The 23,306-nt window shown below is 33.3% G+C and carries 17 protein-coding genes; 7 read left to right on the forward strand and 10 right to left on the reverse strand.

Annotated elements, in window-relative coordinates; genetic code table 11:
- Nucleotides 1–161: 161 nt before the first annotated feature.
- Together FN795_RS01350 and FN795_RS01355 are read right to left on the reverse strand one after the other, a co-directional pair.
- On the reverse strand, nt 162–740 hold the full coding sequence (locus FN795_RS01350; protein ID WP_142448922.1) for a Crp/Fnr family transcriptional regulator: 579 nt from the start codon (nt 738–740) through the stop codon (nt 162–164).
- Nucleotides 741–824: 84 nt separating this feature from the next.
- A complete protein-coding gene (locus FN795_RS01355; RefSeq protein ID WP_142448924.1) occupies nt 825–2,549 on the reverse strand; it encodes a tetratricopeptide repeat protein in 1,725 nt (574 codons plus the stop codon).
- A gap of 205 nt (nt 2,550–2,754) precedes the next feature.
- On the opposite strand from FN795_RS01355, the gene FN795_RS01360 reads away from it, so the two are divergent.
- Nucleotides 2,755–4,362, forward strand: coding sequence for a class I SAM-dependent methyltransferase (locus tag FN795_RS01360; RefSeq protein WP_142448925.1), 1,608 nt, complete (start codon nt 2,755–2,757; stop codon nt 4,360–4,362).
- Nucleotides 4,363–4,438: 76 nt separating this feature from the next.
- Here the strand turns inward: FN795_RS01360 and FN795_RS01365 are convergent, their stop codons facing one another.
- Nucleotides 4,439–4,891 carry a hypothetical protein gene (locus tag FN795_RS01365; RefSeq protein WP_035644277.1) on the reverse strand — a complete coding sequence of 151 codons (453 nt, stop codon included), beginning with the start codon at nt 4,889–4,891 and terminating at the stop codon, nt 4,439–4,441.
- 140 nt (nt 4,892–5,031) lie between these two features.
- The gene (locus tag FN795_RS01370; protein ID WP_035645111.1) at nt 5,032–5,667 is read right to left on the reverse strand and encodes a hypothetical protein; all 636 of its coding nucleotides are present in this window, start codon (nt 5,665–5,667) and stop codon (nt 5,032–5,034) included.
- A gap of 338 nt (nt 5,668–6,005) precedes the next feature.
- Between FN795_RS01370 and FN795_RS01375 the strand changes: the two genes are divergently transcribed.
- The 5 genes from FN795_RS01375 (at nt 6,006) to FN795_RS01395 (ending at nt 13,246) form a co-directional block, all read left to right on the forward strand.
- A complete protein-coding gene (locus FN795_RS01375; protein WP_167498045.1) occupies nt 6,006–6,728 on the forward strand; it encodes a polysaccharide deacetylase family protein in 723 nt (240 codons plus the stop codon).
- A gap of 36 nt (nt 6,729–6,764) precedes the next feature.
- Nucleotides 6,765–7,457: a response regulator transcription factor gene (locus tag FN795_RS01380; protein ID WP_142448929.1), complete on the forward strand. Its 693-nt coding sequence runs from the start codon at nt 6,765–6,767 to the stop codon at nt 7,455–7,457.
- Nucleotides 7,447–8,814 carry an ATP-binding protein gene (locus tag FN795_RS01385; protein WP_142448931.1) on the forward strand — a complete coding sequence of 456 codons (1,368 nt, stop codon included), beginning with the start codon at nt 7,447–7,449 and terminating at the stop codon, nt 8,812–8,814. The genes FN795_RS01380 and FN795_RS01385 overlap by 11 nt, the downstream gene beginning before the upstream one ends.
- Before the next feature lie 297 nt (nt 8,815–9,111).
- Nucleotides 9,112–12,324, forward strand: a complete 3,213-nt coding sequence (locus FN795_RS01390) for a TonB-dependent receptor (RefSeq protein WP_142448932.1) — start codon at nt 9,112–9,114, stop codon at nt 12,322–12,324.
- A gap of 142 nt (nt 12,325–12,466) precedes the next feature.
- On the forward strand, nt 12,467–13,246 hold the full coding sequence (locus tag FN795_RS01395; RefSeq protein WP_142448934.1) for a bestrophin-like domain: 780 nt from the start codon (nt 12,467–12,469) through the stop codon (nt 13,244–13,246).
- A gap of 91 nt (nt 13,247–13,337) precedes the next feature.
- Here the strand turns inward: FN795_RS01395 and FN795_RS01400 are convergent, their stop codons facing one another.
- On the reverse strand, nt 13,338–15,740 hold the full coding sequence (locus FN795_RS01400) for a TonB-dependent receptor (protein ID WP_142448936.1): 2,403 nt from the start codon (nt 15,738–15,740) through the stop codon (nt 13,338–13,340).
- Nucleotides 15,741–15,965: 225 nt separating this feature from the next.
- Here FN795_RS01400 and FN795_RS01405 point away from each other — a divergent pair, with 225 nt between their 5' ends.
- Nucleotides 15,966–17,108, forward strand: a complete 1,143-nt coding sequence (locus FN795_RS01405; protein WP_142449833.1) for a PepSY-associated TM helix domain-containing protein — start codon at nt 15,966–15,968, stop codon at nt 17,106–17,108.
- A 26-nt stretch (nt 17,109–17,134) separates the two neighbouring features.
- Here FN795_RS01405 and FN795_RS01410 read toward each other — a convergent pair whose 3' ends face one another.
- The 5 genes from FN795_RS01410 to FN795_RS01430 form a co-directional block, all read right to left on the reverse strand.
- Nucleotides 17,135–17,902 (reverse strand): methyltransferase domain-containing protein, encoded by a 768-nt coding sequence (locus tag FN795_RS01410; RefSeq protein WP_142448938.1) that lies wholly within the window; start codon nt 17,900–17,902, stop codon nt 17,135–17,137.
- Between the two features lie 15 nt (nt 17,903–17,917).
- Entirely contained in the window at nt 17,918–18,739 is an 822-nt protein-coding gene (locus FN795_RS01415; RefSeq protein WP_142448940.1) for an AraC family transcriptional regulator, read from the reverse strand.
- Between the two features lie 93 nt (nt 18,740–18,832).
- Complete coding sequence (locus FN795_RS01420; protein ID WP_142448941.1) at nt 18,833–19,828, reverse strand: SDR family NAD(P)-dependent oxidoreductase; 996 nt, start codon at nt 19,826–19,828, stop codon at nt 18,833–18,835.
- A gap of 133 nt (nt 19,829–19,961) precedes the next feature.
- On the reverse strand, nt 19,962–21,143 hold the full coding sequence (locus FN795_RS01425; RefSeq protein WP_142448943.1) for a serine hydrolase domain-containing protein: 1,182 nt from the start codon (nt 21,141–21,143) through the stop codon (nt 19,962–19,964).
- A 132-nt stretch (nt 21,144–21,275) separates the two neighbouring features.
- The gene (locus tag FN795_RS01430) at nt 21,276–23,264 is read right to left on the reverse strand and encodes an alpha-L-arabinofuranosidase C-terminal domain-containing protein (RefSeq protein WP_142448945.1); all 1,989 of its coding nucleotides are present in this window, start codon (nt 23,262–23,264) and stop codon (nt 21,276–21,278) included.
- Nucleotides 23,265–23,306: the final 42 nt, after the last annotated feature.

A 23,306-nucleotide genomic window follows, 5' to 3' on the forward strand; every position in this document is an offset into this window, starting at 1 on the left:
TTCTAATATTTAAATGTTTATAATGTTTGTTTCTTTTGAACATTACAAAGTTGCGCTTAATGCAAAACCTGCACATTGATTAGAAATAAGTAAAAACTTGATATAGATCAAGAGTTTGGAATAGGCATAAAAAAAGGAGCTTTAAAAGCTCCTGATGTTATTTATTTTTTTGCCGTCTGTTTTCGAATGCGACTTAATGTTTCTGGGGTCATTCCAAGATAGGAAGCAATCATAGTTTGAGGAATTCGGGAAGCAAAGCCCGGATATTTATTTACAAAGTTCAGATACTTTTCTTCAGCGGTTAAAGTCAGCGAAGCCTGAATTCGGTTTTGAGCTGCGATAAAACTTCTTTGCAAAATCATGTTCACCATATTATTAAAAGCTGGAATTTCTCTGCAAAGCAATTCAAAATTTTCATGAGTAAAAAGTACAAGTTCTGTATCTTCAATGGCATCAATGTTAAAACGGGACGGCTGTTGCATCATCAAACTTTCACGATCTCCTGTCCACCAATTTTCAATACTGAAACTATTTACATGTTCACTTCCTTTTTCATCAACAGTGTAAGTCCGTACACAGCCTTGAGTAATGAAAGCATCGTATTTCCAAACATCTCCTTCCTGAAGCAGATATTGTCTTTTACGAAGTTTTTTAATAATAGCGAATGATTGTATACGTTCAGATTCTTCCGGCGTCAGTTCTGATTTTTCTTCAAGGTATTTTTGGAATATTTCATACATAGAATGTAAAATTATATAAAAGACATTTGATGAACAAACTTTTCAAACGCTACATAACTATTAGAAACACAAAAACTATGCTGATTAATCCATAATTGAAGCCGATGAAACAATTTTATAATCAGCATATTTCCATGAATTATCAAAAGCCGATTTAATTTTCAAAGCCTCATTCTCTTTTTTTTGTTTTATTAAGGAATTATAAAGTCCAATTAAAGCGTAGCCGTTTTTTGGCCAGATTTGCAAATCTTTTCGATAGATTTTTTCTGCTTCGCTGTATTTTCCAGCTTTGATTAGCACCGCTCCTAAATAATGCCGTACCGAAAAAAACCAATCAGGTGGTTCATTATAATTAAGATGATCTTCAATAACAACGGCTTCATTTAATAGTGAAATCTCTTTATTTAAATCATTTTTCTTTGAAGCAATTCCCGCAGCTAGAACTTTTGAAGCAATCTTCACAAGATCTTCAGTCGTATTGATGTTCCAAATTGTAATCTCTTTTAATACTGCATTTTTTGATAATTTATCAAGAGTAACAAATTCCTTTTCAGCATTTGTTAAATCATTTTTGCCCAGATAGGCCATTCCTCTTGCATAATGCCAGACAGCTTCCGGATAAATTAGATCTTTGTCTGGTTTGGGAAGCGAAATTATAGTATCCCACATCGAAAATTTTACGGCGATATAATACGGAATAGTATAATAATGCTGCAAAGTCCCCCATCCTGGCTGACGCATTATTTCGACTGAAGTGTGTTCCTGAAGTTTTTTTGCGGCATTCCAAGCCAATTTGGAATTCCCCTCCAAAGCTGCTGTTGCCGCTAAAAAATGATAATTATGTGGATAATATCCTAACGGATAAGCACCCTGCGCGTGACATAATGTTGTATAAAGACTATCCACTTTTACCGCCTCAATATTTGAAAGTGATCCTTCATGATAATCTCCGGTGCGAATGTATATGTGCGACGGCATGTGAATCAAATGCCCTGATCCGGGAACCAAAGTTTCAAGCAATTTGGCACTTTTCAAAGCTTTCTCAGGAGTTGCAGAAGCTTCAATTGCATGTACATAAAAATGATGAGCTCCGGGATGTTTTGGGTTTTTAATCATTAATTCTTCTAAAACTTTCACTATTTCAGGAGTCCACTCCTTTGCTGCGCCAGTTTCTTTATCATATAAATCCCAAGGATGAAGATTCATTAAGGATTCGGCATAAAGTGCACCAATATCAGGATCTGATGAGAATTTCACATACACTTTTTTCATTGCTCCTGCGTAAGCAATATCCAATGGTTTTCTATCTGAAGGCGGATTTGCAACATACCTTACCATTAGTGCATCAATAAGTGCCTTTTCTTTTGGAGAACAATTTGCAGAAAGTTTTTTCGCTTTTTGAACTGCAGCGTATGCCCGCTGAAAATTATCTTCTTCCATTCCGGCATTGTAGTTTGGGCCCAAAACATAAGCAAAACCCCAATATGCCATTGCACAATTGGGATCCAAACGAGACGCTTCATAAAATGATCTTGCAGCTTCAGCATGGTTGAAACCATACGCCAACATCATTCCCTGATTACAATAGTGTTGAACTTCCTGATTATTGGTCGAAATTTTAAAATCGATTCCTTTAAGACCTTCAAACTTTGGTGCTTTTTTATTAAGCGAATACCAATCTTTGTCTGTTGTTTTGGGAACATAACAACCCTGATTAGACGTTATCGGAGTTGATTTCGTGTCCGTATTTTTATTTTTATTGCAAGCAAAAAGAAAAAAAACAGCAAAAATTAAATAATAATGTTTCATCAGAAGAATATTTTATTTAATAAATCAGTGTTAAAAGCTCGTAAGAAAAAAAGTCGAGTTTTCTCTAAACAAACTTACAAAATTTACACTAAATAACTGTTTTTCAAATAAATAGTGTTATATCATTTAATTTACAACTACTACAAATCTTTTCAAATCAATATTAAAAAAATCACTATTTTTAACTAACCTTCATTTTTGTACTATGACAGATACATCACAACTCCGAAGCTCCATTTTTAGACACCTTGACGGTTTAGCAGTTGCTCCGGTAGCAATAGCATTAAAGAAAAAAGAAGTTTTAGCGTTCATTCTTGACAAAAAGCAAATACAACTGGCGGAACTTGCTACAATTTTTAAAGCAAATGAAGGCTATCTGAATGTCGGTTTAAGAATTTTGGCTTCACAAGGATTTTTAGAATACGATGTCGATAACAAAACACAGCAAATTACGATTTCTGTAAATGAAAAATCAGAAATTGCTTTTTCACTATTCTATCTTTATGAAGATGTTGTCGATTTGCTTCAATTTTCGGCGCATTTTCATCCGCGTCTTTTTGAAGATGCACCTTTTGAAAAACTCGACAGTATTTTTGAAAAATATAAAAAAAATTACAACCTTAAATCTTCGGATAATAACTTGACGAATGAAATTCAAAACCAAATTTTGAAACATATCGAAGGTTATTTAATTGGCCCAACAATAGTACGCCTGGCGATGAAAGGAATGTTTCATAAATATTTTATGGAGACATCTTTTAAACCAGAAGAGTTTCATAAATCACCGGAAAATTTCAAAAAAATATTAGATTTTTTTGTCCATCTTGGCTGGTTTTTGGAAAAAAAAGGAAATTATCAATTTACTGATGTTGGTTTATTTTTCGCAAAAAGAGCCAGTGCTTATGGCGTTACGGTTTCTTACTTGCCTACTTTTGCCAAAATTGAAGAGCTAATGTTTGGCGATCCCGCTGTTTTAAGAATGATAGCCGATGGCGAAAACGAAATTCACGTTGACCGCGAAATGAATGTTTGGGGAAGCGGTGGCGCACACGAAACTTACTTTAAAATTGTCGATGAGATAATAATCAAGCTTTTCAATTTGCCGATTGCGGAACAACCAAAAGGCATTTTGGACATGGGTTGCGGAAATGGTGCTTTCCTTCAGCATATTTTTGAAGTAATTGACAGACAAACTTTAAGAGGAAAAATACTTGACGAATACCCATTATTTTTAGTCGGAGCTGATTATAACCAAGCTGCGCTGAAAGTAACCCGCGCAAATCTTATAAAAGCCGATATTTGGGCAAAAGTAATTTGGGGTGATATTGGACGTCCGGATTTACTTTCAGATGATTTGAGAGAAAATTATAATATTGATTTAAAAGATTTACTAAACGTAAGAACATTTCTAGATCATAATCGAATTTGGGAGGATCCAAAAAGCAGCAATAAAGATAGAAATAGCAATTCTACTGGCGCATTTGCTTTTAGGGGAAAAAGACTCAGCAACAATTTGGTCGAAGATAATCTCTTGGAACATCTGCAAAAATGGTCGCCTTATGTACGTAAATTTGGTTTGCTTTTAATTGAATTGCATACCATAAATCCAAAATTAACAGCTAATAATCTTGGGAAAACTGCTGCAACGGCTTATGATGCAACTCATGGTTTTTCTGATCAGTATATTGTTGAAATTGATGTTTTTAATAAAATCGCTGCTGAAGCCGGATTATTTCCAGATAAATCCTTCTTCAGACGATTCCCAGATGCTGACACCGCGACTGTAAGCATTAATTTGTTGAAAGGAAACTGAATTTCAAATATTTCTTAAAATAAAAAAACTCCAAAATCAAATGACTTTGGAGTTTTTTATATGATATCTCAAAATATTACATTTCGTTCAAGTCGTTGAATTCGTGTAAAGATTTTAATGTACTTTCGTAAAATAAGATAGCCGCGATAAGGTTTCCTTTATCAGAATATGGCATCATCTTTCTTTGAAACTCTACTGTCGTATCCAAGAAAGTTGTAGTTCCTAACGCTTGACCGTCTAATACTTTTTTGTGCTCATTATCGTCTGGAATACCTAAGTCTGCCATAGTAACACCTGGTTTAGTAACCAAAGCAATATAAGGCAAAGTTTTTACCAATACTTTAATACGCTCAATGTACAATTCTAAAAGCTCTCCTTTTTGCATACCGCTCAATTCTTTTTGATCGTGGTATTTACGGATTAATGCTGTTGTACTGATAATACTTCTTGGAGCATTTTTTGCTTGTGCTGATACAGCTACAGTCGCCAAGAAGCAAAGGAAACTTAGTAAGAAAATCTTGCTCTTCATTTGTTAGTAGATTTGGTTAATTGTGATGGAAACAAAAATATATAAATTAACTTAAATTGCAACTTAATTAATTTCTTTTTTGCAATTAAATTTTTATTCTTAAAATATTGTAGCCAAAAAACTACAATTAATGTAAATTTTTATGATTTAATTATTCTGAAGCGTCCAGGATACTTTATCCAGATACTTTTTTTATTGCCGTAATAATCCATATAGTCTTCGCAAACAAATACAGCGTGCGCTGTAGACCAGGCAACAACACCACAGAATTCACTTCCCGACTCTCTCTTTAGTTTTTCGATTTGCTTGCCTTTTTGAAAACCTAAATATTTGTAAATCGTTGGCGTATAAACTTCTCCGCTTTCTAAATCTTCTAATGCTCTGTCAAAAGTATCTTCTTTGTCAATAATTTGTTTGTACTTAGCCATAACTGCGTAAGTCAAAATTGCATACTCGATAATTTTTTCGTTTTCGCAATTGTCTTTGATGCAAACAAAATCAGCAGATACTTTTGCTTTGCTTATTTCCTCACTATTAAGATGGAACGAATCATTATTCTTTAGTGTTATCTTTTGTACATTATCATCTATTTTTTCAGTAACAAAAAGATTATCTAATCCATAAATATTGAGAGAAGCTTTAATGAAAGCAATCGATGAGCAATTTGTACGTTCTCCTTGTTTAAAGCTTTCAAATATTTTATCTGAACTCAGCTGTGCATAAGAATTTGAACAGACAAACACTAAAAATAAAAATATTGACGTATAAGATTTCATGCCTTTGGATTTTATAATTGTACCCCAATACATCTTTGAAAATAAAATTGGGTTTACAAATCTAAAAAAAATCAACTCATAGTCTAATTTACTTTTCAAATTTTATTAAAAAATATAAATTCTTTATCGGTTTCTTAAAAAAGAAAACTTAAAAGTTATGAAATTAATTTTTAAAAATTATCTTTATATCTACTCAAACAGAGCATGAAAAGGACAAAAAAACAATAAAATTGCCGTTTAAGAACTAATCGAACTTTCTTTTTATGAAGAACTTATTTTCAAAAAAAATAGCACTAATCCTAATTGTTGTTATTTCCATTTTTGTTTTATTTTTTAAAATGTATTCAGAAGAAAAAACTTCTGCTGCAAAACCACCAAAAAAATCCTATCCGCCAGGTGTTCTTTTTACTTTTGACGATGATTATATAGAAGATTGGTACCAAGCTGATCAATTATTACATCCTTACGGCTGGAAAGCAACTTTCTTTGTTTGCTGGTATGGAAGCTTAACTAAAGACCAAAAATCAAAACTCCATTTTTTACAAAACAGAGGACATGATATTGCAGGTCATGGCTATAATCATCTGAATGCGCTAAAATATTCAAAGGAATTTGGCATCGAAAAATATATTAATGATGATATTTTGCCCTTAAAAGCTGCGATGAAGAAAGATGGATTTAGTATTCATTCTTTTGCTTATCCTGATGGAGCACGAGATGCAGAATTAGATACTGAATTACTCAAACATTTTGATATCATTAGAGGTACAACTTATGAAGAAATTCGACCAGAATCTCAATTTTGTTATTATGAAGGTAACAGAGTAGTTTACGGTTTAGGAATTGATGACGATTACAAACAATTCAATATTCCTTATTATAAAACTCTATTGGATTATGCCAAAGCACATAATAAAATAGTCATTTTTTATGGCCATAAAACTGTCGCAAACGCAGATGAAAAGTTAGAAACTCCACTTTCTGCATTAGAAGATCTTTGCAAATATGCCAAAAATAATGGTCTGAAATTTTACACTATTGATGATTTGGCTAAATTATAATTTATTTTAGCAGTCGAAAATTTATTTCAAATCCCTATGAATAAAGTATTATTAGTTGAAGACGACCCAAGAGTTGCCTCTTTTATTATACGAGGACTTGAAGAACAACTCTATCAGGTAAAAAATATTACCCGAGGTTTTGATGCTATTAATGAAGTGATGGATAATAGTTATGATATTATCATTTTAGATATTATGCTACCCGATATTACGGGTTTTGAAGTTTGTGAAATTTTAAGAAGCCGAAAAATAATTGTTCCAATACTTATTTTGAGCGCATTAGATACTCCACATGAAAAAGTAAAAGGTCTTCAGGCGGGTGCTGATGATTATCTTGCAAAACCATTTTTGTTTGAAGAACTTTTAGCTAGAATAAATGCACAGCTTCGCCGCTCCGAATTCAGTAACGGGATTTTAGATTTTCAATCGTATGCCGGAATTGAAATCAATATGAAAGAACAAAGTGCTTCCAGAGATGGAAAAGAACTTAACTTATCTTCAAGAGAACTGAAACTTTTGATTTTTTTCATGAAAAATCGTGAAAGAGCTTTATCCAGAATCGCAATTGCCGAGGCTGTCTGGAGTATTGATCTCGATATGAACTCTAACACCGTTGATGTTTACATCAATTATTTAAGAAATAAACTGGATAAGAACTTCCCTATTCCACTTATACATACTATAAAAGGAACTGGCTATATGCTTAAAAAAAAGGTCAATGAATCTTAAAACCAAATTATCGGTAAATTCTACACTGCTATTTGCTTTTACAGTTGGACTGGTTCTGGCAGGATCATTTGTACTTTTTAAAACTCACAGACAGGATCTTTATTATGAAAGACTAGAAGACAGTGCACTTATAACTGCTTTCTTTTATTTTGAAAAAGACGAAATTACTAAGATTGATAGTTCCCGGTATCAAAGAATTGAAATTCAGTATAAAAAAATAACCAATCAAACCATCAGAATTTACAATGCTAAAACGCAGGAATTATATTTGCGAGATGGTATTGATATCCAATTAAGCAATAACGAATTAAAAGCAATTTCTAAAAAGGGAGTATTGCATTTTACAAAAGAAAACAGACAATTTACAGGTTTGTTTTATAAAGACAATCAAGGTGATTTTATTATTGTCGTATCTGGAGTTGATACTGTAGGAGACCGACAATTAGATGTACTGGGTTTAATGTTTATTCTTTGCTATTTGTTAGGAATACCTCTTAATTTCCTATTAGCCAGATTTTTGGCAAGACAGACTTTCAGACCTTTTGAAGATGTTATTGCAAAAGTAAATACGATTACGACCGAAAATCTTCATTCCAGACTCGAAATGCCAACTGTAAGCGGTAAAGATGAAATTAAAGAACTAATCACAACTTTTAATTATCTCTTGGAAAGGCTAGAAAGCGGTGTTACGATACAGAATAATTTTCTTAAAAATGCATCGCATGAACTAAAAACGCCACTTACTATTATTATTGGAGATATTGATGTTTCCTTGCAACAGCCAAGGACTAATGAGCAATATGAAGAAGTATTGCAATCACTGAGAAAAGATACTTTTCAACTTAAATCAATATTAGACGAACTGCTTATTTTATCCGGATTGCAGGTTTCAGAACCAGAACAAATGGAAACTGTCAGAATTGATGAAATTTTATGGAATATACTGGAAAAGAAGGCTATAGAATATCCTGAATCTAAAGTTTCTGTAAACTTTGAATCAATTGTTGAAAATGAAGATTTACTTTCAGTTAATGCCAACAAACATATGCTGTTTATTGCATTGCACAATATTATAGATAATGCAATAAAATTTTCTTTTCCTTCTCAAGTTAATGTATTTGCATTTGAAAAAAATGGAAAGCTACTCTTGGAAATTGTTGACCAAGGTTCTGGAATTGCAGAAAAAGATAAAGAATCTGTTTTTGATCTCTTTTTTAGAAGCGATCGTACGCGACATATTAAAGGTCAGGGATTAGGGCTTTTTATAACTATGCAGATTCTTAAACGTCACGACATTAGCCTTACATTAGATTCGGAACTTGAAAAAGGTACCCGTTTTTCTCTATTATTTCCTTAAATCATTTTTATTAAAAAAATAGATTTTTTCAAATTGCAAAATGCTCATTTCTTCAATCGGTAACATTTTCATAACACTCTAATCTATCTCTAATGTTGTTTATATCTAACTCTAATCCCAATATTTTCGGCGTTTTACACAAAGTATTGATTTTAAAGCTTTATTGGTTTATTTATTAAATAACGTACAAATCATCTTAAATTAACATCGACTATTTTTTTGATTTTAGGTTAACAAAAGCCTTAAATCGAAACGAAGTAAAGAGAGTTTCTTTGTCAAAAATAAAAACAAAATAACATGACAAAACTAAAACTCTTTTTTTCGGCATTGATGCTTCTGACTTTTGGAAGTATTTTTGCTCAGATTACGACTTCATCTTTAACAGCAAAAGTTAATGACGGAACAAGTCCCGTTATTGATGCTGAAGTGACATTGACACATTTACCAACTAATGCAGTTTATAGAGCTAAAACGGATAAACAAGGCCGATTCAGTTTTGAAAATTTAAATGCCGGTGGCCCTTATGAGCTTATCGTTAAAGGTAAAGAATCGAAAGAATATTCAAATGCACAAATTCAGTTATCATTAGGCGAAAATGATTTGCCGGCTATTGTACTAAGCAAAGAAGAAAATGTATTGGAAGAAGTTGTTATTACCAGCTCTAAACCATCTTCTAAAAATAATGGTACAAATATTAGTGAAAAACAAGTTAACGGCCTTCCATTAATTAACAGAGGAATTCAGGATGTTACTAAACTAGTACCACAAAGCTCAAATAACTCTTTCGCGGGAACAAATTTTAGATACAATAACGTAACTATTGATGGTTCTATCAATAATGATGCAATTGGTTTCAGCCCTTCTTTAGGTGGTCAGTCTGGTACTTCTGGAATGCCAGGAAGCAGTACTCGCTCGAATTCAATAAGTCTTGACGCAATTCAGGATATTCAGGTGTATATTGCTCCGTATGATATCAAATTAGGAAATTTTCTTGGAGGAAGCGTCAATGCTGTCACTAGAAGCGGAACAAATACTGTAAGCGGATCTATTTACAGCTATGGCAGAAGTGCCGCTATTACCGGTCCAAACAACGCTGGAGATGGTTCTAAAATGCCTGGTTCTTTTGATGATTACCAAATTGGATTCAGATTAGGTTTACCTATTATTAAAGATAAACTATTCTTCTTCACTAATATGGAATATGCTGAAAGAACAGATCCTTTGTTTTATAATGCAGGTCAAACTGATGCAAACGGAAAAGTTACATCATTAATAGATAATGCAACAGCAGAACAAATTTCAAGTTTTGTAAAAACAAACTACGGATTTGATCCAGGAACTTATGGATCTTACAACAATTTTGCAATGAGCAGAAAGTATTTCAACAAATTAGATTGGAAAATAAACGACAAACATTCTATTTCATTACGAAATAATACAGTAGTTTCTCAGGCAACAAACTTGGAACGTGATGCTGCAAATTTCAGATTTTCAAGCATGGATTTTACGCAAAAAAACCAATCAATTAGTACGGTTTTAGAACTTAAAAGTCATTTTAACAACCAATGGTCAAATTCGTTTATTGCGAGTTATTCAGCCATTAAAGATTATCGTGATCCAAAATCAAGCAATATTATGTTCCCCCAAACAGAAATTGGTTACAACGGAGGAACAATATTCTTAGGAAATGATCGTGAAGCTACTGTATTTAATATGAAACAGAATACTGCAGAAATTACTGATAACCTTACTTTTAAAACAGGTAATCATACTTTATTGTTTGGTACTCACAATGAGTTTTACGACATTAACTACGGTTTTGTAAATTCACTTAATGGAAGAGTTTCTTATAAATCACTTGCTGATTTTTTCAATAAGCTTCCTACTCGTGTTCGCGGTACTTATCCGTTTGACGGTTCTACAAGAGATGAAATTTTTAATGATCCTTATGCAAAATTCAAAGTAAATCTTTATAGTGTTTATGCGCAGGATGAAATCAGAATCGGAAATAAACTTAAGGTTACTCCTGGTGTTCGTGTTGATTATACAGACATTCCAAATAAACCAAAATTAAGTCCGCAAGTACAAAATTCTCCTGCTGATCCAAATTATGGTACAACTTATACCTACACGCCTTTAAGCCAAATTAAAAACAACTTTTTCAGCACAGCACTTGTTTCTCCAAGATTTGGATTTACTTATAACGTAGACGAAGACAAAACGTTTGTAATACGAGGTGGATCTGGAGTATTTACAGGAAGAATTCCTTTTGCCTGGTTAGGTTATGCTTATTATAATGATGGCGTAGGATATGGAAGCTACGACAAAAACAATCTTACTCCGGCTCAGGTTGCAGCCGCTGGAGACCCACTTGCAAACGGAGGATTAAACGGATACCATGATGCTGTTCCAAAAGTACAAGCCGATTTAGTTGACAATAAATTTAAGATGCCTGCTGTTTTAAGAAATTCATTAGCCTTTGACAAAACTATTAATGGATATAAATTTACTGTAGAAGGAATTTACACAAAAGTTATCCGTGATTTAGAATTTCAACAAGTTAATAAAACAGATAATCCTACTTATTTTTCTTATGACACAAAACATGAAATGCCAATTTATGCAGCAAACATAAATTCAGCTTTCTCAAATGCTTATTTGCTATCAAATACAAATAAAGGATACCGTTACAGTATTACTGAAATGATTTCTAAAACTTACGATTTTGGTTTTAATTTCATGGCAGCTTACACCTACGGAGATTCTCGTGATGTTACAAATGGTATTCGTAACTCAATGGAAAGTAACTTCCAAATGAATCAGTCTTTGACACCAAATGATCCACAATTAGCAACCTCTAACTTTAACATTAAACATAGAATTGTTTCTAATGTAGGCTACGCGGTAAAAGTTGCTGATAATAATACGTTTTCTGCAAATGTTTATTTTAACGCACAATCAGGAAATCCATTTTCTTGGGGATTTGTTAACTCAACCATTGCAGGAACAGGACAAGCTGCCGGTTTAGCGTATATCTTTAAAGATGTTGCAGAAGCTGCAAAATATATTGGAGTAAGTTCGACTGGTGTTCCATCGGCAACAGCTGCTCAACAAGTTGCTGATTATGAAGCTTTCATTAATGGAAATGATTACCTAAAGTCAAGAAGAGGTACTTTTACACAAAGAAATGGTGATACAACACCATGGAACATTCAAGCCGATTTGAAATTAATGGATGAAATTAAAGTTACTAAAGTTGGAACTTTTCAAATTTCATTCAGCATGGCAAACGTTGGAAACTTAATCAATAAAGATTGGGGAAGAAGTTATTTCGTTCCAAATACTTACAATTCAACAGCAAGCATTGGTTTAACAAAATCAGGAAATCTTGGCGGAGTTGCTACAGGAGATCCAACTTATACTTTCCAAAAACCTACATCAGCGCCATATACTGTTGATCAGTTGGCCTCACGATTCCAAGGACAATTTGGAGTTAGATATTTATTCTAAAAAGATTGTGTTTATTTTTTATTTTGTCTCCGAGTTTCTTTTCAGTGGAAACTCGGAGACTTTTTTTTAAAGCAAAATAAAACAATACCTTTATATTGACTTAAAGATAAAATGTTCAAAAACATAATATTAAATCAATTATATGGAAACAAATACACTAAACCAGACGGATGCTGGAGTAATTGCACTTTTGCTTTTTATTTTAATGATTATTTCGAGTTTTATTGGAATAAAAATAGGAAACTATATTCGGAATAAAAGACCTCCCACAGAGAAATCTACTGAAACTTCAACACTTGTTGCACTGCTTTTTTTCTTATTGGCCTTCACTTTTGGCATGAGCAGTGACCGATACAATTCACGAAGACAAGTTGTTGTGGAAGAAGCAAATGATATTGGTACAGCTATACTGCGAAGTGATTTATATCCCGATTCAACAAGAGCTTTGTTCCGAAAAGATTTTAAAGATTATGTTGAAGTCCGAATTTCCTATTATGAAACAGGACCAAATATAAAAGGAATTTTAAAAGCCGATAGTTTATCTCAAGTAATTTCAGCAAAACTGTGGAAAAGAGCAACAGATCTTTCCAAAGATCCAAATAATCTTGCTGCAACGCAACAAATGATTCCTGCCTTAAACACGATGATTGATGTAACTACTACCCGCCTTTCCGGAGAAAAAGCAAAAGTTCCGCAAAGTATTTTAATAATGTTATTTTTTCTATCAGTTATAACAGCATTTTATGGTGGTTATTCAGAAGGACGCAATGGCAGAATCGATTGGCTGATACAAATTGGTTTTTGTTTGCTAGTTTCATTGGTTGTATTGTTCACACTTGATTTAGACCGACCACGCAGAGGTTTTGTAAATCTGGATGCTCCAAACCAAACCATAATCGACTTAAGGAAAAATTTTGAGTGATTAAAAAAGTAAATCAATAAAAAAGGGATGATTTCAAATAACTGAAATCATCCCTTTTCTATACTGTAAAATTCTTTTTTCGAAATAAAAATTAGAATTTAAAAGTCACATTTGCTGTTACACGTGTTGGGTTTTGAGCAGCAAGTCGGTATGACCAATATTTTTCATTTGTTAAATTGTCAACCTTCAAACCAATTCTATATTTTGGCTGATCGTAAAAAAGAGAAGCATCCAAAACGGTGTAAGCCGGAATCGTAAATTTGAAAGTTGTTGTATTAGTCTGATAATATTCACTTCCGTAAATTCCACCAAAACCAATTCCTAAACCTTGCGCACGTCCTGTGACAATCCTATAACTAGCCCATAAATTTGCTGTTCTTGGCGATCCTGCGGTACTTGGTCGTAAACCTTGAACACTTGCATTACTCTTTTCATATTTACTGTCATTATAAGTATAACCAGCGACAATATTTAATCCCGAAATTGGATTGGCAATCAATTCTGCCTCAAAACCTTTGCTAACCTGAGTTCCATCCTGAATCGAATAGTTAATATGATCCGGATCATCACGTGTTATGTTGGTCACAGCAATATCATAATAACTAAGTGTTGCCGATATTTTAGGAAGATCAAATTTAAAACCACCTTCCCATTGATTCGCTTGATTTGGTTTAAAAGTATTACCATTGAAATCAGAACCAGAAACATTGCTGAAACCATTCATATAATTACCAAAAGCCGCCACTTTATCTTTTACAAGTTGGTAAACCACTCCAAATTTTGGAGATACAGCTGTCTGATTATAATTTCCAGCAATAGAATCTTTACTAGGATAGTAAGTACCATGATTCTCATATTTGTCAATACGAACGCCACCCATTACTAATAATTTCTCCGTCACATTTAAAACATCAGAAACATAAGCGCTGTAAGTATCTTCATCGTTAGATACAAAATTTGTAAAAGTAGCATTGGCAAACATTGGTTCCACTTTTTGGATATTAAAGTTATCATAAGCCGCACCAGGCTTCTTATAATCCATTGCCGGCATATTCACTATCGCATCATTTCTCGTAGCGCGCAAACTGTAAAAATCCAAACCTGCTACTACTCTGTTTTTAAGCTTTCCAATATTAAATACTCCTATAAAATTTTGTTGAATATCAGTTCCATAAAATGGTGATTCCTGATACGTTACCTGTTGTCTTAATGTTGTAGGCGATCTCATTTGCAAAGCCACTACATAACCATCAGACGATGATCTTGTTCTTGACAATATAGTTTGAGAAGTCCATTCATCAGACATTTTATATTTTAACTGTGTAAAAACATTGTATTGCTGACTCGTATAATTGATCGTATTATTAGCAAAAGATAATTTATAAGGTATATCAAGTGCCTCAATGCTGCTTTGCGTATTAGCAACCACAAAAGGAGCAAGTCGGGTTGGCGAAGTTGCTTTGTACATACTAAATTCAATATCAATTAAAAGATCTAATCTGTCATTGATTTTATATGAAAAACTTGGCGCAATTGAGAAGTTTCTGTTAAAACCAGCGTCCTGAAAACTTCTTTCACTATGAAGCGCCGTATTGATTCTCAACAAAGCTGTTTTATCCTGATTAATTGGTGTATTTACATCAAAAGTCAATCGGTTTAAGTCCCAGCTGGCTGCCGAATAGGAAACTTCACCTTTGAAAGTGTCAAAAGGTTTTTTAGTAACACGATTAAACAAGCCTCCAAATGATGATAAAGTACTTCCGAAAAGTGTTGCTGAAGGTCCTTTAATTACTTCGATGCGCTCTAAATTTGAAGGATCAATTGTAGTATACGTAAAACTTCCAACACCGTTTCTAACTACTTGTGGAGTAGGAAAGCCACGAGACATTGAAGTGGTGCGTCCCTGATTTCTAACCTCTGCAATACCTGCTCCCGGAACGTTTTTAAAAGCGCTGTTGTAATCTGTTACTACTTGCTCTTTCATTAATTCCTTGCTTACTACGATGTAAACCTGAGAGTTTTCAATGTTTTTCAAAGGCATTTTGGCAACATCAAAACTTTCTTTTTTTGCAAATCGGTTTCCTCCTGTTCGGATCACAACATCATCTAAATTTTCGATTGATGAATTTACTTTTATATCAACTGAAATAGTTGGAATTTGTTCTGTAAGCTCAGCCGTTTCAAGTGAAGATTCATAGCCAGACATTGTAACTTCTAACGTATATTTTCCAAAAGGAACTTTTTTAAATTCATAATTACCTGCAGAATTTGTAACCGCAGTTTTATTGATTTCAACCAATTTTACCAAAACGCCCTGACCAGCATTTCCTTCATTTGTAATTACACTTCCTGAGATTTGTCCCGTTTGAGCTTGAGTAAATCCAAAACTAAAAAACAAAGCAATTAATAAAACTGTTGAGTTGCTTACTAAACCTGATATTTTTAAACTGGAAGATTTTATAAAAGAGGAAATTAAATGTAAAGATACTTTCATACTATTCTTATTTATACTTATTCTAAATATGGCGCAAATGAACAATATTTATTTCAATCTATCAACTGTAAAACGTTATTTTTTCAGAAAAAAATCATTAAAAATAAGCGTAGTAAAAACACTAAATTAAATCCATGAAAAGCGATAATTATTATTTGGACTGTTTCTAAAATACAGTTATATTTGCGCGCACAGCCCACAATTCTCAATAAATATATTTCAATTATGATTTCAGTTCCGAGTCTAAAACAGATTAAAAATATAGCTCGTCAAGTTCATTTATGGCTTGGACTTGCCACCGGAATTATTGTTTTCATAATAAGTATAACAGGCTGTATTTATGTTTTTGAAGAAGAAATAAGAGACTTTTCGAAAGACGAAAAATTGTATGTTCCAATTCAGGAAAAACCTTTTGTGGGATTAGAAAAAATCGTAACTAATTTTCAGAAAGAAGTTCCGAAACAAAAGATTACTTCAATCAAAATAAATCAGCAAACTCCAAATGCAGCTGTAGAACTTTCGACAAAAAAGAAAGCTTTTTATTTTAATCCATATGATGCCAGTTTAATTAGCAGTGATAAACAAGATTGGCTTACCGTTGTTAGAAAGCTTCATACAGAATTACTTTTAGGCGAAACGGGAGGTTTTATACAAAGATGGTCTGTGGTTATTTTTACATTAATGCTTTTAACAGGATTGATTTTATGGTTTCCACAGCAAATCAGATCTTTAAAACAATCTCTAACCGTCAAATGGAAAGGCACTTTTAAAAGAGTGAATTATGATTTGCATAATGTTTTAGGCTTTTACGCTTCATTTTTCCTTATTGTAATTGCATTTACGGGTTTATTTTTCGCTTTTAAAGAAGTTAAAAATGCAGCTGCTTTTGTAACAGGAACGGAACTTACTGAAGGAATAAAAGTAAAATCGGAAAACACAATTACGAAAGAATCTTTAGCCGTACGTTATGACCGAATTTACAAAAGAATAAATCAGAAATATCCAGGTGCAAATACCGCAACGTTTTCAATAAAAAAAGACAAAGATGTAAGATTAAGAATGACTTATCCATACAAATGGTCACGAAATCAAAATACGTTTTTCTTTGATGCCAAAACCGGGCAAATGCTTCGTTACAAATTGTACAAAGATTTTAATGCTGCTGATATTATAGAAGCATCAAATTATGAAGTTCACACGGGACGATTCTTTGGATTATTTGGCAAAATCATTGCTTTTTTTGCTAGTTTAATTGCTGCAAGTTTACCAATTACAGGATTTATTATTTGGCTTAAAAAGAAGAAAAAAGCAAAGAAAAAACCTTCTAAAAAATTATCTCACAAAAAACTGGATAAGGCATTTAGTTAAAATCACCTTGTTCTTTTTTAGTGTTTTTAAGCTTTAATTCCATAAAGAAAAATTCTTTTAAAGGCATAAATAGCGGGAAGTTTAGGGAAATTCTCTGCAATTCTCTTTTTATATTCGGTGACAAAAAGCTTCTTTTGATCTTCTTGCAGCAATTCCATATACGGAATCAACGCTGAACCAGAAATAAAGTCAAAAAGTGCATCGTGATCTTGAGCAATTATTGGGTATACTTTTGTCATAATCTGAATATCCTCAAGTTCGCCATCAAATAATATTTGAGCATATTCATCCATGCTTAAAACAGGAGAATCTCTTTTCCAGTCTTTAAGATAGCTTTTAAACGGTTCTTCACTTACAAGCTGATGCAGAATTTGATTCAGCCTATTTTCATTTTGAACCGGCATTTGTACAGCAAACTGTCCACCTGAATTAAGTAAATTAATCAGTTTTGAAAACAATTCTTCATGATTGTCAGACCATTGCAAAGCTGCATTACTAAAAATCAAATCCCATTTTTTATCTGAATTCGCAATTCCTTCGTTCGTAGATTGTTCAAAATGAAGATTATCTGTCACATATTCCTTTGATTTTGCCAGCATTTCTACTGAAGAATCGACGCCAAGAAAATCAATCTGTTTGAATTTTTCGGCTAAAAAAATAGACTGCTCCCCTGTTCCACAACCTAAATCAATTGCTTTTCCAGAATCTATCGGCTTTATAAGTTCCATTAGATCAACAAATGGCTTAAACCGAATATCTTTGAATTTATTATATATTTCAGGATTCCAAGGCATCTTTATTTCTGTTTACTAATTGTTAGTATTTACTTTATTCAATAAATCTGTTGGCGCATAACCAAATCTCTTTTTAAATGCAGCCGAAAAATGTGAAAGATTTTCAAAACCAGTTTCGTAACAAACGTCAATTGGTTTCTTTCTTTTTTCAGCAAATTGATAATGTGCCAATTCTAATCTTTTCTTTGTAAGCCAACGTTGTGGAGTAGTATCAAATGTTTTACTAAAATCTCGTTTAAATGTAGTTAGACTTCTACCCGTCAAATAACTGAATTTTTCCAAAGGAAGATTGAACATAAAATTCTTCTCCATATATCCTGCCAAATCAATTTTACCTGGCTCTTCAAAATTTGCCAGCACATTGTCAATATCTTTATCAATTGTTCTGAGAATTGTAATGGCTTCTGTAATTTTCAGAGAAGCAATATCCTCAGGAAGTTCTTCCATATCAAAATACGGAATTAATGAAGCCAGACAACTTTCCAGCAAAGGATGATTATTGAAACTGTATATTTTTTGTGATTCTAATGGTTTTGGTTTTAAATCCAATTTAGCATAAAATTCACGCAATTTTTGTACCGATAAATGCATTACAACCGTTTTATGTGGCTGCCCATCTTTAGGATAATTGATAATCGTTGCCAGTTGATTTCTTGGTATCAAAAAAATATCTCCTTTTTTAAAAACATAAGTAGCATCGGCCTGTACTATTTTCGTTTCACCCGAAATAAACCATATCAACATATGATGCTCAAACATAATATCTGATTTGAAAAATGCATCTTCATATCGGGAAAGTTTTATGTCTTCGGTGATGTATTTTGCTTCGTAATTCATTGTATTTCTTTCTGATAAAAAAACACTGCTTTTATCTTTTAATCTTTATTCTTCTAAAGATATTAAAAAATAAAAAAGCAGTGTTGATTTTGTTTACTTAATATTGAATTTAATGCCTGTGATTTCTTCGCTAAAATTCCATAATCGGCTGGCATTCGCCTGATCTAATGAATACAATTTAATACCTTTTTCAATAGTATCTCCACTAGCAATGGACGCAATTTCTGAATCTTCACAATAAACGCCTCCAATATCATTCAATTTTGGACTCACAGCGCACCAAACTGTTGTTGCAGCGCCTTGAGGTATTGTTTTAAGAGACGCTGCAATTTCTGGCTTTATATTGCCTTCTGCATCACAAAGCCCCATTTTGATGAATAATTCCAGTGGTGCTTCTCGGGCTAATTCGGTTCCTCCAATAGAACCTGGATGCAATGAATAGGCTCTCACTTTATGTTCTTTTGCTCTTTGATCTAATTCTAAGGCAAATAAATTACTCGCTGTTTTTGACTGACCATAGGCTTGTAATGTTTCATAGTCACGGTTAAAAAAATTGGGATCATCAAAATTAAAATCCCCAAACTGATGTCCTTGAGAAGATACATTTACTACTCTAGCACCATTAGCCTTTTTTAAAGCCGGCCATAATCTTGCAGTAAGCTGAAATTGAGCCAAATAATTAGTAGCCAATTGAGATTCGATACCATTGCTTGTTCTGCGGAGCGGTACCCACATTATACCTGCATTGTTAATCAGCAAATGAAGCGGTCTGTCTGAATCCAAAAATTTTTCGGCAAATGCGTCAATAGATTTTGGTTCAGTTAAATCCATTGCTTCCACTTCTGTGTTTGCAATCCCTGCCAAATTTCTGTTAGCTTTTTCAACATCTCTCGCCGCAACGATAACCGTTGCACCTGCACCTGCCAGCACTTTTACTGTTTCTAATCCAATTCCTGTGTTTCCACCTGTTACGATTGCGATTTTTCCCGTAAGGTCAATGCCTTTTATTACATCATTTGCTGTTGATGCAGCATTAAATCCAGAATTAACTGATTTTTGCATTAATCCCTGATAATTGTTTTGTTCCATTGTTAGAAAATTTTTAATTATTCTTAATGGAACAAAGGTATTGGTGATTCACTGTCTCAATTTTGTTCAAACGTCCGAATGCACTTTGTTTAAACGTCCAAAATTAATCCGTAGAAAATTAAAATTGGAATGGCTATTTAGCATCATACGGAATGTATTGATCCCATTCCCATGGTGTGTAAGTATCTGCAATACCTGTTTCGAGTAAATATTTAATTATGCCACTTGTACTGTAGCTGTTAGACATTATCAGCATTCCAATACCTTTTTCAGGATATACAATACTATAATTTTGAAAACCAGAGCCCTGTCCTTCTTTGAAAGCCCCAACGCCATAGGGTGATTTAAGAATTCCCCAACCTAATCCGTATGAAAGTTCAATTCCGTCATTCCAGTTTTCATCTTCCAAAGCTCCGGGACCAAATTGGTTTTTAGAGTGAATACGAATCTGTGGACTGAACATCTCTTTATACGATTTTGCTTTCAGAATCTTTTTGTTCAAAACTGCTGTAATAAACTTGCTATAATCTTCAAAAGTGGTTTCCAGCGTTCCTGCTCCTCTGGGTGCATTGTCTTTATCTTTTTCCTGTTTTTTACCTTCTGTATCATATCCGTACGCAAAATCTTTTTCAAATTGCGGTTGCCATTTATAACTGGAAGAAGCCATACCAAGAGGTTTGAATATTTTTTCCTGAGCTAATTCTTCTAAAGGTTTTCCAGTAATTTTTTCAATTACAACCTGAAGATACGTCAAACCTTCTCCTGAATAACTGTATCGAGTTCCAGGTTCAAATTTTACTCGCAGCTTTTCATCAGATTCAAACCAGCGCCAATTTGGAAATCCGGCTGTATGATCGAGACACATTCTGGCTGTTATTTTTGTATACTGAGGGTTGTCTTTCAAATCTTTATAGTCTTCATGCCAAACCTTATGTTCGTACTCATAAATTGGTTTTGGAAGATAACTTTGAAGCGGTTTATCCAAATCTAAAACTCCTTCTTCGACTAGTTTTAGAACCAACACGGCAAAAACAGCTTTACTCAGTGATGCTCCATACAAATTGGTCTGTAATTCTAACTGCTTTTTACTTTCGATATCGCTATAACCAAAAGTTTTAATGTAAACAGGCTTTTTTGAATTAAAAACGGCAACGCCCAAACCTTTGACGTCGCCGTTTTTCATCAATTTTTCTATTTTTTTGGTCAGACTATCGGAAGAAATAGTACTCCCATCTAGCTTCTTAATTAAAACAGAATTTTGTGCCGAACTTCCAAAAATACCGGCGAAAAAAATAAATAATAACAGTTTTTTCATTGTCAAGTTTATTAAATTATTTATCATTTTTAGGATTATTTTCTTTTAAACTTTAAAGAGTTTAACTAGCAAATTAACCTATAACAATCTAATTATAAACTTAATAGAAAAACCAATACAATCAAAATTACTTTAATTAACCATTTTTAATTTCAAAACTGTTACAGAAAAAGGTTGTAGGTTTAGTACTGCTTTCTTGCCTTTCAATTTATATTCTGTTTCTTTTGGACTTATTTTCTTAGGTTCTCCAAATGTATTTTCATCCTGTAAATTCGGACTTGTCATCGTAATTACTGAACCTTTTGAAGCTAATTTTGCATTTTTCAAATCAATTTCAACTTCTTGCGCCTCAGCTGAAGTATTTACCAATTTTATAATTACTTCTTTCTTATCAACATCTTTTACTGCCGATGCGTATAAATCGTTTTCGCCTATTACTGCTTTTCCGTTTTTTGTGATTGCCAATAAATCAGTTCCTTTATTAGTTGAGAACAATTGCTGCACGTAATAATTAGCAGAACCAAATGCTGTTAAATTATTGAACCAAATCATATCCGGTGTCCATTGCCAGGCTTCTTCGTGCGCCATTAACGGTGCATAAGAAGTCATATTTACCACTTCAGCATTTCGCTCTAGTCCAGTCATAAAAGCAGCTTCAGAAAACGCGCATTCCCAATTATTTCTATTATTCGGATTGGCACCTGAGACACTTTGAGCGGCATATTCCCCAGCAAATATTTTAGGCCCTTTTCGGTCGTATTTATCGTAACGAGATGCATTTTCTCTAAACCATTTTGGGCTTTCATAATAATGTTCATCGATGAGTTCTGCATTTAGTTTATTAAGTTCCTGCATTCCAAAATCAAAAAACTCTCCATTTGGCGATGGCCCGCTGCCGGAAACAATTGTAATATTTGGATATTTTGCTTTAATTGCTTTTTCAAAAACTACAAATCTTTCAATATAGGCGGGTCCCCATTGCTCATTTCCTACTCCAATAAACTTTAAATTAAATGGTTGCGGGTGTCCCATATCCGAGCGTAATTTACCCCAAACGGTATTCACTGAACCATTTGCAAATTCGATTAAATCTAAAGCATCTTGCACATAAGGATCTAATTCTTCTATTGGAGCTAATTCTCCTGTATTGTACTGACAGGCCATTCCACAGCTTAAAATTGGCAAAGGTGTTGCTCCAATATCTTCTGAAAGCTGAAAATATTCAAAGAAACCAAGTCCGAAGCTTTGAAAATAATCTGGTGTTTGTTTGTGGCTGAATTCCACATTCCAGCGATTGATCATGGTTCTTCTGTTCTCTACTTCTCCAACCGATTTCTTCCATTGATAGCGATCAGCCAAGGTTCTCCCTTCAACAATACACCCTCCAGGAAAACGTAAAAATCCCGGTTTCATGTCATATAAAAGTTGTACAATATCTTTTCGCAAACCATTTTTTCTGTTTTTCCAAGTATCTTCAGGAAATACTGAAATCATGTCTAAATCAATCGTTCCAGTTCCTTCAAAAGTTATTTTTAATTTTGCTTTTGCTTCCGTTTGAGTTGCTATAAATTGCGCCGAATAATTTTTCCATTCATCAGATGTTGGTACAATACTCGTTTCACCGATAACCTTTTTATCTTTATCAATAAACTGAATAATTATTTTTTTGATCGCACCATTATGATTCGCCGCTTTTAGAGAAAGATAATATTTTGCATCTTTTTTTACACCCATTCCGCGAAAACCTTCATTAATGATTTCATATCCTTTTGGATCATTTACAAGAATTCGGCAAAAATTAGTATTATTTTTATTTTCCAACGCTTTAATAGGCGTTGCAACACCAGAATTCATGTTCAAAGAAGATCTTTTGGTATTAGGCTGTTCCCATCCCATCAAAGGTTTATCAAACTCGAAAGATCTGTTTTTAATCATTTCGGCGTACAAACCTCCATCTGCGGCAAAATTGATATCTTCAAAAAACAAACCGAACATCGTAGGCTTAATTTTAGTGATGGTTTTAGTAACATCAACTTCTAAAGTTGTTTTTTGGGCATGTCCGTAAATACCACTAAATAATAAAGTTCCTAAGATAATTTTTGTAATGCTGTTTGTTTTCATCGCGTAGATTTTATGTTGAAATGTACTGCTTTTTAATTTCTT

The sequence above is a fragment of the Flavobacterium resistens genome (assembly GCF_900182645.1).
In the GTDB taxonomy this organism is placed as follows: Bacteria; Bacteroidota; Bacteroidia; order Flavobacteriales; family Flavobacteriaceae; genus Flavobacterium; species Flavobacterium resistens.